At 67.1% G+C, this 16,255-nt stretch carries 14 protein-coding genes; 1 reads left to right on the top strand and 13 read right to left on the bottom strand.

Translation table 11 applies throughout. The annotated features are described in order from the left end of the window. Window positions 1-17: 17 nt before the first annotated feature. The 5 genes from ACFPFG_RS31045 to rpoN all read right to left on the bottom strand — a co-directional run bounded on the left by ACFPFG_RS31045 (window position 18) and on the right by rpoN (window position 6,447). Complete coding sequence (locus ACFPFG_RS31045; protein WP_380109738.1) at window positions 18-3,887, bottom strand: ATP-binding protein; 3,870 nt, start codon at window positions 3,885-3,887, stop codon at window positions 18-20. 55 nt (window positions 3,888-3,942) lie between these two features. Continuing rightward, window positions 3,943-4,155 carry a hypothetical protein gene (locus ACFPFG_RS31050; RefSeq protein ID WP_374617597.1) on the bottom strand — a complete coding sequence of 71 codons (213 nt, stop codon included), beginning with the start codon at window positions 4,153-4,155 and terminating at the stop codon, window positions 3,943-3,945. Between the two features lies 1 nt (window position 4,156). After that, on the bottom strand, window positions 4,157-4,351 hold the full coding sequence (locus ACFPFG_RS31055) for a hypothetical protein (RefSeq protein WP_012206153.1): 195 nt from the start codon (window positions 4,349-4,351) through the stop codon (window positions 4,157-4,159). A 46-nt stretch (window positions 4,352-4,397) separates the two neighbouring features. Then, a complete protein-coding gene (locus ACFPFG_RS31060) occupies window positions 4,398-4,703 on the bottom strand; it encodes a hypothetical protein (RefSeq protein ID WP_380109741.1) in 306 nt (101 codons plus the stop codon). Between the two features lie 169 nt (window positions 4,704-4,872). Continuing rightward, window positions 4,873-6,447 (bottom strand): RNA polymerase factor sigma-54, encoded by a 1,575-nt coding sequence (rpoN, locus tag ACFPFG_RS31065; RefSeq protein ID WP_380109743.1) that lies wholly within the window; start codon window positions 6,445-6,447, stop codon window positions 4,873-4,875. A 232-nt stretch (window positions 6,448-6,679) separates the two neighbouring features. Between rpoN and ACFPFG_RS31070 the strand changes: the two genes are divergently transcribed. After that, window positions 6,680-8,353, top strand: coding sequence for a nitrogen regulation protein NR(II) (locus ACFPFG_RS31070; protein WP_380109745.1), 1,674 nt, complete (start codon window positions 6,680-6,682; stop codon window positions 8,351-8,353). 18 nt (window positions 8,354-8,371) lie between these two features. Here ACFPFG_RS31070 and ACFPFG_RS31075 read toward each other — a convergent pair whose 3' ends face one another. The 8 genes from ACFPFG_RS31075 to ku all read right to left on the bottom strand — a co-directional run bounded on the left by ACFPFG_RS31075 (window position 8,372) and on the right by ku (window position 16,224). Further along, a complete protein-coding gene (locus tag ACFPFG_RS31075; RefSeq protein ID WP_197955987.1) occupies window positions 8,372-8,650 on the bottom strand; it encodes a GlsB/YeaQ/YmgE family stress response membrane protein in 279 nt (92 codons plus the stop codon). Window positions 8,651-8,721: 71 nt separating this feature from the next. Beyond that, window positions 8,722-9,249: a hypothetical protein gene (locus tag ACFPFG_RS31080; RefSeq protein ID WP_197955988.1), complete on the bottom strand. Its 528-nt coding sequence runs from the start codon at window positions 9,247-9,249 to the stop codon at window positions 8,722-8,724. Between the two features lie 64 nt (window positions 9,250-9,313). Then, window positions 9,314-10,963 carry a sigma-54-dependent transcriptional regulator gene (locus tag ACFPFG_RS31085; RefSeq protein ID WP_380109748.1) on the bottom strand — a complete coding sequence of 550 codons (1,650 nt, stop codon included), beginning with the start codon at window positions 10,961-10,963 and terminating at the stop codon, window positions 9,314-9,316. Between the two features lie 132 nt (window positions 10,964-11,095). Further along, entirely contained in the window at window positions 11,096-12,154 is a 1,059-nt protein-coding gene (locus tag ACFPFG_RS31090; RefSeq protein WP_380110366.1) for a DNA topoisomerase IB, read from the bottom strand. Window positions 12,155-12,228: 74 nt separating this feature from the next. After that, window positions 12,229-12,417 carry a hypothetical protein gene (locus ACFPFG_RS31095; protein ID WP_141441593.1) on the bottom strand — a complete coding sequence of 63 codons (189 nt, stop codon included), beginning with the start codon at window positions 12,415-12,417 and terminating at the stop codon, window positions 12,229-12,231. Window positions 12,418-12,577: 160 nt separating this feature from the next. Next, window positions 12,578-14,665, bottom strand: a complete 2,088-nt coding sequence (locus ACFPFG_RS31100) for a catalase (protein WP_380109750.1) — start codon at window positions 14,663-14,665, stop codon at window positions 12,578-12,580. A 152-nt stretch (window positions 14,666-14,817) separates the two neighbouring features. Then, a complete protein-coding gene (locus tag ACFPFG_RS31105) occupies window positions 14,818-15,030 on the bottom strand; it encodes a hypothetical protein (RefSeq protein WP_012206144.1) in 213 nt (70 codons plus the stop codon). Between the two features lie 216 nt (window positions 15,031-15,246). Continuing rightward, on the bottom strand, window positions 15,247-16,224 hold the full coding sequence (ku, locus tag ACFPFG_RS31110; protein WP_183018295.1) for a non-homologous end joining protein Ku: 978 nt from the start codon (window positions 16,222-16,224) through the stop codon (window positions 15,247-15,249). Window positions 16,225-16,255 lie beyond the last annotated feature (31 nt).

The following is a 16,255-nucleotide window of genomic DNA, read 5'->3' on the forward strand; positions in this document are numbered from 1 at the left end:
CGCGAAAAAAGCAGTACTCAGGGCAGGGGGCGCAGGCCCGCCAGCAGGCGCTCGAGCGTGTCGAAGCTCACGGGTTTGACCAGGTGGTGGTCCATGCCGGCTTCCCGCGATCGTCTCAGGTCCTCCTCCTGCCCCCAGCCCGTGAGCGCGATCAGCACGACCTGGTCGCGGCCGTGCTCGGCACGGATGCGGCGGGCCACTTCCAGGCCGTCCATGCCTGGCAGGCCGATATCCAGCAGCACTACCTCGGGCCTGAACGCCGCGTGCATGGCCAGGGCGCCGGGGCCGTCCCGGGCAATCTCGACTTCGGCGCCCAGCAGCCTGAGCAGCATGGCCAGGGTGTCGGCGGCGTCGATGTTGTCATCGACAACCAGGATGCGGCCGAAGGAAGTTGCATCCTCGGGCCGGGCATGCGGTGCCTGCCCCGCCAGGGGAGGGGCCTGGGTGGGCAGGGGCAGGTGCAGCCTGAATTCGCTGCCCTGGCCCTTGCCCTCGCTGAGCGCCTGCACGCTGCCGCCATGCATCTCGACCAGGCTGCGCACCAGGGTCAGCCCGATGCCCAGGCCGCCCTGCCCGCGGCGGCCGTTGCGGTCCACCTGCATGAACAGATCGAACACCTTGCCCAGCAGGGCGGGCGGGATGCCGATGCCGTTGTCGCGCACCGAGACCACGGCCTGCGCGCCATCGGTCCAGGCGGCCAGGACAATGTGGCCGCCGGTGTCCGAGTATTTTGCGGCATTGTTGAGAAGGTTGGAGACCATCTGCTCCAGCCGCACGGGGTCGGCCAGCAGCAGCACGGGCCCGGCGGGCAGTTCCAGGTGCAACCGGTGGTCGCCTGCTTCGATGACCGAGCTGCTGGCGGCCACCACGCCTTGCAGCACATCGTTGAGGTCCACGATTTCCTTGCGCAGCTGCACCTTGCCCGTGGTGATGCGCGAAACCTCCAGCAAGTCGTCCACCATGCGGACCATGTGGTTGACCTGGCGCTCCAGCATCTCGTGGCTGTGGCGCATGCTGTCGTCGCCGCTGGCGGTGCGCTTGAGGATTTGCAGGCCGTGGCTGATGGGCGCCAGCGGATTGCGCAGCTCATGCGCCAGCGTGGCCAGGAATTCGTCCTTGCGCCGGTCGGCTTCCTTGAGGTGGTGCTCGGCGCGCTTGAGTTCGGTGATGTCCTGGATGACGGAGCAGGTGCCCATGAGCTGGCCGTCGTCATCGCGCAGCGGCGCGGAGCTGACGCGCATCCACCATTCGCGGCCATCGTCGTCGGTGTGCAGCATCTCCAGCCCCGGCATGACCACTTCGCCGCGCAGCGCGCGCTTGCCGGGCCAGTTCTCGGGGGCAATGGGCTGGCCCTTGTCATCCCATCCCTTCCAGCGCGGCAGGCGGTCCGGCAAGGTGGAAGGAATGGCGCGCGGCACGAAGCGGTCCATGAGCGCATTGCTCAATACCATGGTGCCGCTCATGTCCGATACCCCCACGCCCGCAGGCATCTGGTCGATGATGGCGCGCAGCTTTTTCTCGTTGGCCTGCAGGGCGGCATGGGCCTGTTCGCGCACGCGCGCCAGTTGCAGCAGCGATGCGATGCGCGCCAGCAGCTCGCGCGCCGAAAAGGGCTTGACCAGGTAGTCGTCCGCGCCCGCGCGCAGGCCTTCGACCTGGGCCTCCTGGCCGGCCCGTGCGGACAGCATGATGACGGGAATGGCGCGCGTGGCCTCGTCACTGCGCAGCGCATGCAGCAGCTCGAAGCCGTCGAGCACGGGCATCATCACGTCGGCCAGCACCAGGTCGGGCCGCTGGCGGTGGATGCTGGCCAGCGCGGCGCGGCCATCGCCCACGATCTCCACTTCATACAGCGGCTCCAGCAACTGGCCGATGTAGCTGCGCATGTCGGCGTTGTCATCGGCGCAGACGATGCGGGCACGCGCGGGCTGCGCACCGTGCATGTCCTGCCGCACGGGCCTGGCTTCGCGGCCGGTGCCCGGGGCGGGCTCGCCGGGCAGCCAGCGCAGGGCCTCATCCACCTGCGGGTGCGCGGCAGGCGGGCGCGCGGGCCGGTGCTCGGCCGGAAGATGCGCATGCCCCCTGGGCAGGCGCACGGTGAAGCGGCTGCCTTGGCCCTCCGTGCTGCTGACCGTGACGGTGCCGCCATGCAGCCGCGCCAGCTCCTGCACCATGGCCAGGCCGATGCCCGTGCCCTCGTGCGTGCGGGCCGGCTTGCCGGGGATGCGGTGAAAACGCTGGAAGAGATGGGGCAGGTGCTGGGGCGCAATGCCCGATCCGGTGTCGCTGACGGACAGCTCCACCGCGCCGCCCGCACCATCCGCACCATCCGCACCGCTCGCATCGTGCACATCGCGCAGCGCCACGGCGATCTCGCCTTGCAGCGTGAACTTGAAGGCGTTGGACAGCAGGTTGAGCACGATTTTTTCGTACATGTCGCGGTCCACATGGACCGGCCCGTCCAGGGGCGGGCAATCCACGCGCAGCCGCAGGCCGGCTTGCTCCACGGCCGAGCGGAACATGCTGGCCAGCTCGGCCGTGATGCGGGCCAGGTCCGTGGGCTCGTAGCTGGCCTGCATGCGCCCGGCCTCTATGCGCGAGAAGTCCAGCAGGGCGTTGACCAGTTTTTGCAGGCGCAGCGCGTTGCGGTGGATCATCTGCGTCTGCCCGGCAGGCACCTGGCCGCCGTGCTCGCGCAGGGCATCTTCCAGCGGGCCCAGGATCAGGGTCAGCGGCGTGCGCAGCTCGTGGCTGACGTTGGAAAAGAATACGGTCTTGGCATGGTCCACCTCGGCCAGGGCCTTGGCGCGCCGTGCTTCCTGCTCGTAGGCCTGGGCGTGCGCGACCACGCCGCCCGTGTGGCTTGCCACCATGTCGAGGAAGGCGCAATAGTCCACATCCAGCGGGCGGCGCGGGCTGACGCCCAGCACCATCACGCCCGAGACCTGGCCGTCGCCCGACCAGCGCACGGGCACGATGCGCGCCAGGCGCGAGGCCTCGGGCCAGGGGCCGCCGGGCAGGGACAGGCCCAGGCACGCCAGTTCCACATTGGCGGACTGGCCCGGCTGGGCCGCCTGATACGCCTGATTCGCCCGGTCCGTTAGGTCCGCTCGGTCCGATGGATCGGATTGCACGGCCCGGTCCAGCGGCCAGCGCGAGGGGTCGGCCGCCAGTTCCATGTCCAGGCCCATGCCTGTGGCGCAGAGCATCCTGAAGGCCGGGCCGCTGGCGCCTGCGCTGCCAGCGGCAGGGATGTCCACGCATTCGTAGATGATGGCGAAGGGCACGTCATAGGGGTTCTCGTCCAGCACGGCGCAGACTTTCTGGGCGGCGTCCCTGGCGTTGTGCATGTCCAGCGTGCGTATGCCCAGGCGGTGCAGCGTCTCCAGGCGCCTGCGGCTGACGATTTTTTCCGTGGTCTCGGTGCAGGGGCAGAACACGCCCTGCACGGTGACGCCGTCATCGGCCAGGATGGGGCCGTAGGTGAAGGTCACGAAGACCTCTTCCTGCGGCAGGTCGCGGTCGAAGAAGTAGCGCGCGTCGGTGGACCAGGTGGCCTCGCCGGTACGCATCACGCCTTCCAGCATGGGGCCGATATCGCTCCAGATCTCGCTCCAGCAGTGCGCACCGGCCTGTCCCAGCGCCTGGGGATGCTTGCTGGTGCCCAGGAAGGGGATGTATCCATCGTTGTAGATCAGTCGGAAGTCTTCGCCCCACCAGATGATGATGGGAAAGCGCGAGCCCAGCGCCAGGCTCACGGCGTTGCGCAGGTTCTGCGGCCAGCCGTCCGGCGCTCCCAGGGGCGTGGCCGCCCAGTCGTGGGAGCGCACGCGTGCCGGCATTTCGCCGCGCTGCGGCAGGAATCGAAAACTGTCTTCTGAGTTCACACTTTCTCCCACGGCAATTGCGGGTCTCGGGTCTCGGGCCTGGCCGCAGTCGCGGTTATTTTGACGTGGAGTGGCCCGCTCGCTTGCCGCGGCCCGAGCCTGACAGCTTGCCGCCGCCGCTTTGCCTGTTCACGGTGGCCCAGGCGCGCTTTTGAGCTTCTTCATGGCCTACGCCGTGCTTCACACCGTGCGTTTCGTAGCTGTCTTCGATCTGTCGAGCCTGGCGCTTTTGCTTGTCGGTATAGGCCGATTTGTCACCTTGTGGCATGTCACTCTCCCTTGCGCGTCTGTTCCTGCTCCGGGGACGGTGGCAGCTCGATGGGCGGCGCCGTGGTGGGCGGGTCGATGGGCTCGGGCCCGCGCGGGCGGCCGGGCTGGCGGTTGGGATCATCGGGGGCCACGGGGTCGTTGGGCGTGGTCGGCACCTGGGGAATATTGGGTGCGTGGGGCAGGGGGTGGTTCATGGGGTGTGTCCTTTGGGTGTGTGTGGTGAGGAGGGGGGATGCCGGCTCAACGCGAAGGCGTGGGGCTGGCCGCAGGCGTCTTGGCCGGATCCGCCTGCTGCGGCACGGCCGAAGGCGCAGGCGGCGACACGGGCTGTGTCGCTGGCGAGGGCGAAGTCGAGGGCGTTCCAGCGGCGCTGGGCGCATCCAGCCGGCCCTTGGGGGCCATGAAGTTGAACATCAGCACCAGGATCAGTGCGACGGCGGCGGTGAGTGCGCCAATGCGCAGGGGCCAGCGTCCGTCGCGGAGGTGGTTGTTCTCGCTGCGCTGGCGTTCGAGGGGGGCATGCATTCGGCGGGGTGAGTTGTCCATGGCGGGCTCCTTCAGTCCATGAGCTTTCACCTTAGGCCCGGCGGCGGCATGCAGCTGTCGGACAAGGCATGCCCTGCAGGAGCGACAAGCCGCTGCACGGCGGTGGGGCTTGGCAGGACGGGCCGGACAGGCTTTTGGACAGGCGCGCCGCTTGCCAACAAGCCAGGTTTCAGGCGTGGCGCCTGCGCCGGTCGGCCGGTTCTATGCGCAGCAGCTGGCGGTATTTGGTGACGGTGCGGCGCGCCACGACCAGGCCCTGGGCACCGAGCTGGCGTGCGATTTCAACATCCGACAGCGGCCGGGCATCGGACTCGGCAGCGATGATGTCGCCGATCAGCTCGCGGATGGCCGTGGCCGAGCAGGCATTGCCGCTGGCGCTGAGCATGGGGCGCGAGAAGAAATGCTTGAGCTCGAACACGCCCGTGGGCGTGGCCATGTATTTGTTGTTGGTCACGCGCGAGACGGTGGACTCGTGCACGCCCACTTCCTCGGCAATCTCGCGCAGCACCAGCGGCTTCATGGCCATGGCACCGAACTCCAGGAACAGCTGCTGCTTGCGCACGATGGCCTGCGCCACGTCGAGGATGGTGGAAAAGCGCTGCTCCACGTTGCGTACCGTCCAGCGCGCATCCTGCAGGTGGTCGGCCAGTTGGTTCTGGCCGCTGCGGCGGTGGCGCTGAAACAGCTGCTCGTAGACGCGGTTCAGGCGCACGCGCGGCACGACCGCGGGGTTGAGGTGCACGTTCCAGCCGTTCTGGCCCCGGCGCACGATCACGTCGGGAACGATGTAGTCCACGTGCGAGGAGCCGAAGTTCCAGCCCGGCCTGGGGTTCAGCCGACGTATGCAGTCCAGCGCCTGCGTGATCTGCGCGGGCGGCACCTGCAGCGCCCGGGCCAGCCGGGGCACGTCGCGGGCGGCCAGCGCATCCATGTGGTCCTGCACCATGGCCTGGGCCAGCTGGCGCAGGTGGGCATCGCCGATCTGCGGGCATTGCAGCAACAGGCATTCGCCCACGCTGCGGGCGGCCACGCCGGCCGGGTCCAGCGATTGCACCAGGCGCAAGGCAATGAGCATTTCCTGCGCGTCAGGTGCGGGGCTGAGGGCCAGCAGGCCGGCCAGTTCCTGCAGGTCGGTGCGCAGATAGCCGTCGTCGTCCAGCGACTCCACGATGGCGCGGGCCATGCACAGGTCGCGCGGCGTCATCGCCATCACATTGAGCTGGCCGTGCAGGTGCATGGCCAGCGTGGTCTCGCAGGCCGCCAGATCCATGGCCGTGCTTTCTCCATCCCCACCCTGGCGCGTGCCCGCATGCATGTCGGCCAGCCACAGGTCGCGGTCGTCGGCGGGTTCGGTGGCGGGGCCGGGCAGGTGGTCGGCCGGGTCGGGCGGGTGCTGCATGCCGGGGAGGTCGAGGTCCATGTCCATACCGATGCCCATGCCGATGCCGAAACCGATGCCGTCATCCATGCCGGTGTCCGGGGACAGGCCTGCCTCCGGGGCCAGCCTGCCCATGTCGCCTTCCCGGTCCTCTTCACCCAGCTCCTTGCCGTCGAGCAGCCCCTGTTCGTACTCGCCGTCCTGCGCATCCTGCGGGTCTTCCAGGAACGGGTTGTCCTCCAGCTTGCTGCGCACCACGGCGGCAAAGTCCAGCGAGGACATCTGCAGCATCCGCACTGCAAGCTGCAGGCGGGGAGAAAGCGTCTGGGACTGGCGTATGTCCGCCCTGAGGTGCATGGAACCCATTTCATCTCCTTGGTGCGATGACCCGAAGACGCAAGCTCCATGCCGCCATGCGGGCGGCGAATCGTCTGGATACACTTTGGGCACGAAACCTGCTGTGGTCTCCCTGCGCAGGCGGCAGGGGGCCCAGGGTTTTGCCGCCGCTGCGGGGGATCGGTTCTGGAACAGCGGGGCCGGTCATGGCGTCCACGGCAGAAATTGCCGTTTGGGCGCAAGGTTTTCTGCAAACTTTGCCATGTACCAGTCCACCAGCTTCCACACGGTCCCGCCCCCGGGGGCCCAGAATTCCGTTGCACGGGAGGCGCCGCGTGATGCCCTGCCCGAAGATCCCATGTCCATACGCCTGAGGTTGGTCCTGCTGCTGTTGGCCTTGCTGGTCTTTGTGCTGGCGGCCTCGTCCTGGCTGCTGTTGCGCGCCTACCAATCCGAGCAGGCGGCGCAGGAGCAGGCCGCGCGCGTCAGCAGCATGGCCATGGCCCGTCTGCTGGACAAGGAGCCGCGCACGGCCGGCGCCGATCAGGTGCTGGCGGCCCTGGGGCCCTTGCTGGACACCGGCTGGCCCGGCTTTCTGGTGGACAGCACGGGCCGCGCCCTGCCGGCCGGACACGGCGCTGCAGCCGACCTGCCTGCCTTGCCCGCCGATTTCAGCGAGCGGCTGGCGGCCAGCCTGGCGCAGGCTGCGCCCGGCGTGAAAAGTGCGGGGCAAGGCGCAGAGCAAAGCGCTGGGGAGGGCGCAGGGCAGGGCGCTTTGCAGGGCTGGCTGGATCTGCCCGATGCGCAGGGCGGGCCGCTGCGGGCCTTCTTCAGCAAGTCCGCCCAGGGCTGGACCTGGGTGAGCTGGGTCCCCTGTTCTGCGCTGGACCCCGCATGCTCCCGGCCTCTGAAGGGGGTGATCTGGGTGGCCATCGTTTTGTTTGCGGTGGCGGGCCTCGGACTGGCGCGGCTGGCGCTGCGGGGCAGCGCGGCCCTGGTGTTGCCGGCAATGGGCGGCAAGGCGCAAGACCATGGCCAGGGCGGCGGTGATGCCGGCCTGTCCGAAGGCGCTGCGGTGGATGCTGCCGGCCTCGAAGAGGCCGCTGCCCGTCTCCAGAGCGAACGCCTGCAGGTGGTGGGGCGGCTGGCAGGCCGGTTTTCCCATGAGTTCAACAACCAGCTGGGCATTCTGAGCAACAGCGCCTATCTGATAGAGCGGCGCTCCGAGGACCCGGGCCTGCGCCTGCCCGCCCAGGCCATGCTGCGCTCGGTGGATACGGCCAGCCGCCTCACGCAGCAACTGCTGCGTTTTGGGGCGCACCATTGCACGCATGCGCTGGTGGTGGACCTGTACCGCTGGCTGCCCGGCCTGCAGGGCACGCTGGCCGTGGTGCTGGGCAAGCGCATGGCGCTGGAGGTGGCGGAGCCTGCCGAGGCCAGTCAGCCCGGCCAGCCGGCGCCGCGATTGGGCGTGCACGTGGACCCGGACGAGCTGGAACTGGCGCTGATCAGCATTTTTCTCGCCATCCGCGAAGCGATGACCGATGGCGCGCAGGTGCATATGGCCGCCCGGCCGCTGTCCGAGGACCAGGACCAGGACCAGGCCGCAGCTTCTCGCGGGGTTGCGCCGGTGGAGATCCGCATCGAGGCCATGGCCCACGGGGCGGGCGCCGCCAGCACCGGCTCCGGTACTGGCGAGGCGGGCGCGCCACGGCTGGAAAGTGTGGAAAGGCAGGACCCGCCGCCTGTCTTCACTCCATTGAACGATGCCGATGCGGACGCCACCTGCGGCCTGACCCTGGCGCGCCGCCTGTGCCTGGAGCGCGGCGGCGTGGTGCGGGCCGAGGGCGAGCATGGCCGCTGCCTGGCGGTCTCACTGGTGCTGCCGCGCGTGGCCATGGCGGCGCAGGACTGCCTGGCGCAAAGGCTGGACTGACAGGCTGCCTGGCCGCTTTCAGCGCGGCACGCTCGGCTTGCACAGGTTGAAGATGGCCAGCAGCGCAACGGCGCAGGCCAGAGAGACGAAGATGGACATGGAGGTAGCCGGCGCCTCCGTCTGCGCATTCATGGCCGAAGGCCCCAGCATCGGCGCCAGCAGCCAGCCGCCCAGCAGTGCGCCTATGGCGCCTATGACCACGTTGAGCAAAATGCCTTGCTCGGCCTGGGTGTTCGTGACCATGCTGGTAATCCAGCCGACCAGGCCACCCACCATGAGCCAGATGAGGAAGTCCATGGCATTGCCCTTGAAAAAAAGTTACGGTTGGTGGTCAAGGGCAATCGGCGTGCCTGGCTCCTGCAGGCTGTTCAGAGCCTCGGCTTGGCAGGGGCGGTGTCCTGGTCCGAAGCGGGGCGCAGCTCTGCACGCTCCGCCTCATGGCCCGAAGGCGTCTGGGCATCCAGGCCCCGGTCGGGCGACTCGCTGACCTGGGGCAGGTCGGCGGCGTGCTCTATCAATTCCTCGATGATGAAGCGGCCATAGAGTTGGGCGCGCTCGGCGCCGGCGGCCTTCAGGGCATCGGCGGCCGTGCGTGCGTCCTCGTCGTTGTCCACGCGCACCACCAGCCAGTGGTAGCCGCGTTCGGCCAGGGCCTGGTGGGCCTTGACCAGGTTGAGCTCCTGGCCCACGGCGGCAACGGGGCTGGCCTGGCGCAGGTCTTCATCGATCTGGGCCAGCATTTCCCGGTCGGTATAGCGCTGGATGTCCTGGGCGGGCAGCTCAAGCGCCTGCAGCGCGGCCACGCCGTCATCGGCCTGCGCAGCTGTGGGAAACGAGACCACCATGTGGCCCACGGGCTTGAAGACACCGTAGGCGCGGGGAGGAGAGGAGTCCATGGGCTTGTCCTTGGTTGCACGAAGGTGCAAGCAAGGTGGCAAGCAGCGTGCCTGCCGGCGGGTGTCAGCCGTGCTCGGCGTCCGTCTCGCCCTTTTTGCCGCCCGCATAGTCCCTGAGCCGGTTGTACAGGGTCTTGAGGCTGATGCCGAGCACGGCCGCCGTGCGTTCCTTCTGGTACTTGCACTGCTTGAGCGTGGCCTGGATGAGCAGCCGCTCGGCCTGCGCCATGGTCATGCCGATGGGCAGCTGTATGGTGGCCGGCTCGGTGTCGGGCAGGTCGTAGGTGGCGGCTGCATGGGCGTGGTCGGCGGGCGCATGCGCTGTGATGGTGGGGGTGATGGGCGTGGTCGATGGCGCTGTCAGTGGCGCGGTCAATGGCGCGGTCAATGGCGCGCTCATTGGCATGGACCCCGCCTGCGGCATATGTGGCATTTGCGGCAGGTGCAGGGCGTGGGCGGCCGGATGCGCCGGGGCCGGCTGCTGGGCAATGGCCACGGGTGGCCGGGGCAGCCATTCCTGGCTCACCAGCGGGCCGGGCTCCATCACATAGGCGCGCTGCACGGCATTGCGCAATTCGCGCACATTGCCGGGCCAGCTGTATTGCGCAAGCTGCTTGAGGGCCGATGCCGTGAATTGCTTGGCCTGGCCCTCGCGCTGGGAGATGGCCTCCATGAAATGCCGCGCAAGCAGCGGAACGTCGGTCAGGCGCTCGCGCAGCGGCGGCAGCTCGATGGGGAAGACGTTCAGGCGGTACAGCAGGTCTTCGCGCAGCTTGCCGCTGGCCACGGCCTCGTAGGGGGAGCGGTTGGTGGCGGCGATCACGCGCACATCGGTCTGCAGCGTCTGGGTGGAGCCCACGCGCATGAAGCGGCCGGTCTCCAGCACGCGCAGCAGCTTGACCTGTAGCTCCATGGGCATTTCCGTGATCTCGTCCAGAAACAGCGTGCCCGTGGCCGCGCGCTCGAAAAAGCCCTGGTGCTGGCGGTCTGCGCCGGTGAAGCTGCCCTTTTCGTGGCCAAAGATCTCGCTTTCGATCAGGTGCGGAGAAATGGCACCGCAGTTGACCGCCAGGAAGGGCCGGCTGCGCCGCTGGCTCAGCTCGTGCAGGGTCTGTGCCACGACTTCCTTGCCGGTGCCGCTTTCGCCCGTCAGAAAGACCGTGACCGAGGTGCCCGCCACGCGCTCCATCTGCTGGTACAGACGCTGCATGGGGGGCGAGCCGCCCCACAGCCGGCCAAAGCGCCCTTCCTGCGCGCAGTAGCCGGCGCCGGGCGTGGCGCCTGGCCTGTCTTGCGGGGAGATCGGGTCGAAGGCCGCGCCCGTGACGGTGCTGGTGCCCGTCTCCGGCAGGCCGGCCGTGGGGATCAGAAAGCGCGAAAGAATGTCCTCCAGCCGCCCGATGCCCACGGGCTTGACCAGATAGTCCATTGCGCCGCGGCGCAGGGCCTCGATGGAGGAGTCCAGGCTGGCGTGGCCGGTCACCAGCACGATCTGCGAGTCCTGCGGCACCTGCTGGTCGCCAAAAAGGTCCATGCCGTTGCCATCGGGCAGTTGCAGGTCCAGCAGCACCAGGCTGGGCGGCTGCATGGCCATCTGCCGGCGCGCGTCGCGCAGGGTATGGGCCACGGCGACCGAGAAGCGGTCCACGCCCACGAGTTCGCGCATGGTCGCTGCGGAATCCGCATCGTCATCGACGATCAGCACGTGGTTCATCGCATGGCCTCCAGGGGTCCTCGCCGCAACGCGTTTTGACAAAATTTCATGATCTGCCAGTTTAAGGGCGAGCATGCGGGCGTCTTTGTCAGTCCACAGGCACAGTGTTTGCCGGGCGTGCGGGAGGCGGGATCAGGGAGGTGGCTGGCGACTGGCGCGCCGGCCGCTGCGGGGCTGCAGCAGCCCCAGGAACAGGCATTCCTTGGCGCTCAGTCCGCGCGGGCGCCTGTCCGGTGCGGTGGGAATGTCCTGCCCAGGTTGCTCGCACAGGGCAAGCACCTGGGGATGGATGTAGAACTTGCGGCAAACCGCACAGGTATTGCCCAGGCGCCGGGCGACCTGCGTGACCAGAGCGTTCAGCGCCGCCGCACTGGTGCCTGCGCCTTCTTGCGGCGCTGCCTTGCCCGCGGTCAGCGCCAGTTCCAGCGCATACACGCTGGCATGCCAGGTGCGGAAATCCTTGGCGCTGAAATCCGGGCCGTCTGCGGCATCTCCGACATCTGCGGCATCAACCCCATGGGCCGCAGCCTTGCCGCAAATCCTGCGGATGTAGTCGTTCACATGCTCGGATCGCACATGGTGGACTTCGCCTTCATCGTCGATGAACTGGAACAGCCGCTGGCCCGGCAGCTCCTGGCAGCGCTTGACGATGCGGGCCACGGCCCGGTCGGACACGCGGGCCTGCTGCAGCACGCCGCTCTTGCCCTTGAAGCTCAGCGTCAGCTCACCCGCGTGCACCTGGGCATGGCGGTTTCTGAGCGTGGTGAGGCCGTAGGAGCCATTGCTCTCGGAATACTCGTCATTGCCTATGCGCAGGGCCGTGCAGTCCAGCAGCCAGACGATGGCGGCCACCACGGTGTCCAGCTGCGGCCGGCCCGGCTTGAGGTCGCGCGCCACCGCCCGACGGATGGCGGGCAGGTGGCTGCCAAAGGCGCGCATGCGGTCGAACTTGACCTGCTTGCGCTGTTCCTGCCACTGCGGGTGGTAGCGGTACTGCTTGCGGCCCCGGGCATCGCGGCCCGTGGCCTGCAGGTGGCCCTGGGCATCGGGGCAGATCCAGACATCCACATAGGCCGGTGGAATGGCGAGTTTGCGGATGCGCGCCAGCGCCTGGGCATCGCGCACGGGCGTGCCGTCCTGCGCCACGTAGGAAAAGCCCTTGCCGCGCCGCACGCGGCGCCAGCCGGGCATGCGGTCGTTCACATAGCTCAGGGCAGGGCCGGGGCCGTCCCCCTTCGCTGCCTTGCCCCTGGCTGGCGCGGAGCTCAGTGCACCCCCTGCGGTGGTGGTGGCGGCGGGGCAATGGGCGGGTCGGAGTAGGGCGAAGGTGCCGGGGCCGGTGGCGGGTCGCCCACGGGCGGAACCAGCGGCTCGGTGGGCGGCGGGTTGACCGGGGGCGCAACAGGCGGGGTGACAGGCGGGGTGACAGGGGGTGCAGGTACCGAAGTGATCATGGGAAGTTGCTCCTGTAGGGGTGGCAGGCCGGGCCGGCCTTGGTGTTGCCGTGGCAAGCGCCATGCCTGGACCCGAGGGAAATGGCCCGGGTACAAGGTTGGTTGAAGTCCGGCGCGGTGCCATCTGGTGGCAATGATGTGGCGCACGCCGGGACGGGGGTCAGGCCAGCGTTCTCAGCTTCGCTTCGCGGGACCAGAAGCGCTTCTTGGCGCCTTCGATGAAGGGTTCGGGCTTGTCGATGGGGAACACGCCCTCGTCCGGCGTGATGCCGGCCGTCTTCATGATGTGCTGCGTGGCCTTGCAGGCGGCAATGGCCTTGAGGTGGCCGAAGGCGTCGCGGAACCAGTCCTGCGCGGCTGCCTCATGGGCCAGCGCCTGGCCGCGCTCCAGCGTGATGATGGACACCACGGCATCGAACTGCGCGGATGGCGATCCGGCCAGCTGGCCGTCGGCGGGCAGGTGGCTGCCGTCGTCCAGCGTGGCGCCGCCGATCTTGGGCGCAATGATCTTCACGCTGGCCTTTTGCGCCACCAGCGCCTGGTGGAAGGCGGCAACGTGCCGGGCGCTGGAGCCTTCATCCACCAGGATGGCAACGCAACGGCCCTGCAAGGTGGGCTTCATGCGGTCGATGATGCGCGTGGCCGGGCTGGGCGGCAGCTTTTGCGGGGGCACGGCAGGCTTGGCGGCAGGCGGCAACTGGGGCAGGCCCAGGCCGCTGGCCACGCGCTTTGCCAGGTCGGCGTCTATCACCTGCAGGTGGCCGACCACGGCCAGGCGCACATGCGCCGTCTGTACCTTGGACAGCTCGAACACCAGGGCGCTGGCGATGTGGGCCTGCTCCTGCGCGCTCTGGCTTTGGTAGAACATGCGCGCCTGGCTGTAGTGGTCGGCAAAGCTCTCTGGGCGGATGCGGCCCTTGGCACCCTCCTGCGCGGGCTGGGCAAAGTGCCGCAAGCCGCGGGCTTCCGAGGCGCGCGGGCTGTCGGCCTGCAGGCTGGAGGGCTCGTAGGCCACGCGGCCCTTGGGCACCTCGGTCTGCATGTGGCCGTCGCGCTGGTGGTGGGCGAACGGGCATTTGGGCGCGTTGATGGGCAGCTGCGTGAAGTTGGGCCCGCCCAGGCGCGACAGCTGGGTGTCCAGGTACGAGAACAGGCGGCCCTGCAGCAGCGGGTCGTTGCTGAAATCGATGCCGGGCGGGATATTGGCCGGGCAGAAGGCCACCTGCTCGGTCTCGGCGAAGAAGTTGTCGGGCCAGCGGTCCAGCACGAAGCGGCCGATCTTGCGCAGCGGAATTTCCTCTTCGGGGATGAGCTTGGTGGGGTCCAGGTGGTCGTAGGGCAGGGCGTCTGCCTGCTCCTGCGAGAACAGCTGCACGCACAGCTCCCAGGCCGGGTAGTCGCCCGCCTCGATAGCCTCGAACAGGTCGCGGCGGTGGTAGTCGTTGTCTGCGGCCTGCAGCTTGAGGGCTTCGTCCCAGACCGTGGACTGGATGCCCAGTTCGGGCCGCCAGTGGAATTTCACGAAGGTGCTTTCACCCTGGGCATTGACCAGCCGGAAGCTGTGCACGCCAAAGCCCTCGATCATGCGCAGGCTGCGCGCGATGGTGCGGTCGCTCATGATCCACATGACCATGTGCATGGACTCGGGCATGAGGGAGATGAAGTCCCAGAACGTGTCGTGCGCCGTGGCGGCCTGCGGAAACCCCCGGTCGGGTTCCATCTTCACGGCATGGACCAGGTCGGGAAACTTCATGGCGTCCTGGATGAAGAAGACCGGGATGTTGTTGCCCACCAGATCCCAGTTGCCCTCTTCGGTATAGAACTTGATGGCAAAGCCGCGCACATCGCGCGGCGTGTCCACCGAGCCTGCTCCACCGGCCACGGTGGAGAAGCGCACAAAGATCGGCACTTGCTTGCCGGTTTCGGTCAGGACCTTGGCGGTGGTGTATTGCTCCAGCGAATCTGTCAGCTGGAAATAACCGTGGGCGCCTGTGCCGCGTGCATGGACGATTCGCTCTGGAATGCGCTCATGGTCGAAATGCGTGATTTTCTCGCGCAGGATGAAATCTTCCAGCAGCGTAGGGCCTTTTTCCCAGGCGGTGAGAGAGTTCTGATTATCAGGAACCGGAATGCCTTGCTGCGTGGTCAATCCGGGGTGCTGTCCGTCGGCCTGTTGCTGTAATTCTCCGCCATGGCCTGTGGTGGATTGCTTGGACGATTTCTTTTCACCAGGGGATTTCTTAGCCACGATTTACTCCTTGAAAGAAAGAGGATGGCCTGTTGTATGAGGCAATAATTATTGGAAGAGGCGATTGGCTGAACCAAAGGGCATCGTCAACAAAGCTCTGGAGATAAAAAAAGGGCCCAGGGGGCCCTTTGCCAGTTCACGCTATCGGCAGCTTAACGCTGCTGATGGCTGCCCTGCTTTTGCTGTTCTCCTGGTTGGTTGCGCTGGGGATTGCTCTGTTGCTGCTGTTGGTTGGGATTGTTCGGGTTGTTGGGATTGCTTTGCTGCTGCTGCCCCGGATTGTTCTGTTGCTGCTGCTGCTTGTTCTTGTCGTTTTGCTGGTTGCTGGCCGTGTTGCCTTGAGGGTTGTTGGTCTGTTGCGTCATTTCCGTACTCCTTAAGTAAACAGCGATGCCGTCATCACTGCAATTTCATTGTGCGACCGTGAAAATGGCCGGCTTGTAGGATATTTGGAAGATTACTTTTGGTAAAGCATTGGAATTTGCTATGGAGTGGTCTCGTTCCATTTTTTCGGTACAAATGGATGTATTTCTTATAATGAAATTGCTTTTGTAAAAAATGCAGCCAGGCCAAATATGGGGTTATTTGGCGGCGGGGCGTTTTGCAGGGGCCCTGGCCGGGGTTTTTGTGGATTTTGTCGATTTTCTGGGCGCCGGGGCCTTTGCATTTTTTACCGTTGACGCGGTATTTTTTTCCTTGGCTGCGGTGGCGGACGGCCCGCCTGCGCCCTTGCCCAGGCTATTCTTGAGCAGGGCCGTCAGGTCCAGCACGGCCGCGTTGGCCGGCGTGGCGGGTGTGGTCTCCTGTTTTTCCACGTTTTGGACATCGCCCGCATGCGCCTTGGCCTGCACCAACTGGTGGATTTCCTCGCTGAAGGAGTTGCGGAACTGGTCGGCGTCCCAGGCCTGGCTCATGTCCTTGATGAGGGCCATGGCCATGGTCATCTCGGCGCTCTTGATGCCGGCGGCCTTGGCGTCCAGCGGCGGCAGGTCCAGCTGCTCGAAGGAGCGGATCTCGCCGCCCCAGCGCAGCAGGTTGAGCACCAGCGCCCGGCCGCAGGGGATCAGGATGGCCAGGTGCTGCTTGGTCTGGATGACCACCTTGGCCACACCCACCTTGTTGCTCTTGCGCAGGGCCTCGCGCAGCAGGGCGTAGACCTTCTCGCCACGGTGCAGGGGGGCGGTGTAGTAGGGGCGTTCCAGGTAGATGAAGGGGATGTCCTGGGCATCGACAAAGGCCTCGATCTCGATGGTCTGCGTGGTCTTGGGAAAGGCGGCGGCAATCTCTTCAGCGCTCAGCACCACGTAGCGGCCTTCCTCGAATTCCACGCCCTTGACGATGTCGGCCGTGGCCACCTCCTTGCCCGTGACCTTGTTGATGCGCTTGTAGCCCACGGGCTGCATGTTGCGCTTGTCCAGCCAGTCGAAGTCGATGTCCGAGCTGGCCGTGGCCGCGTACAGGCCGATGGGAATGTGCACCAGGCCAAAGCTGATGGCGCCCTTCCACATGCTGCGCGCGGAGGTGGAGGGGCTGGATTTGGGGGAGGCGGCTTTCTTCATGGCGGTGCTTTCTTCGATTCCTGGGGGACGG

The sequence above is a fragment of the Delftia deserti genome (assembly GCF_042653485.1).
GTDB classification, from domain to species: domain Bacteria; phylum Pseudomonadota; class Gammaproteobacteria; order Burkholderiales; family Burkholderiaceae_C; genus Comamonas; species Comamonas acidovorans.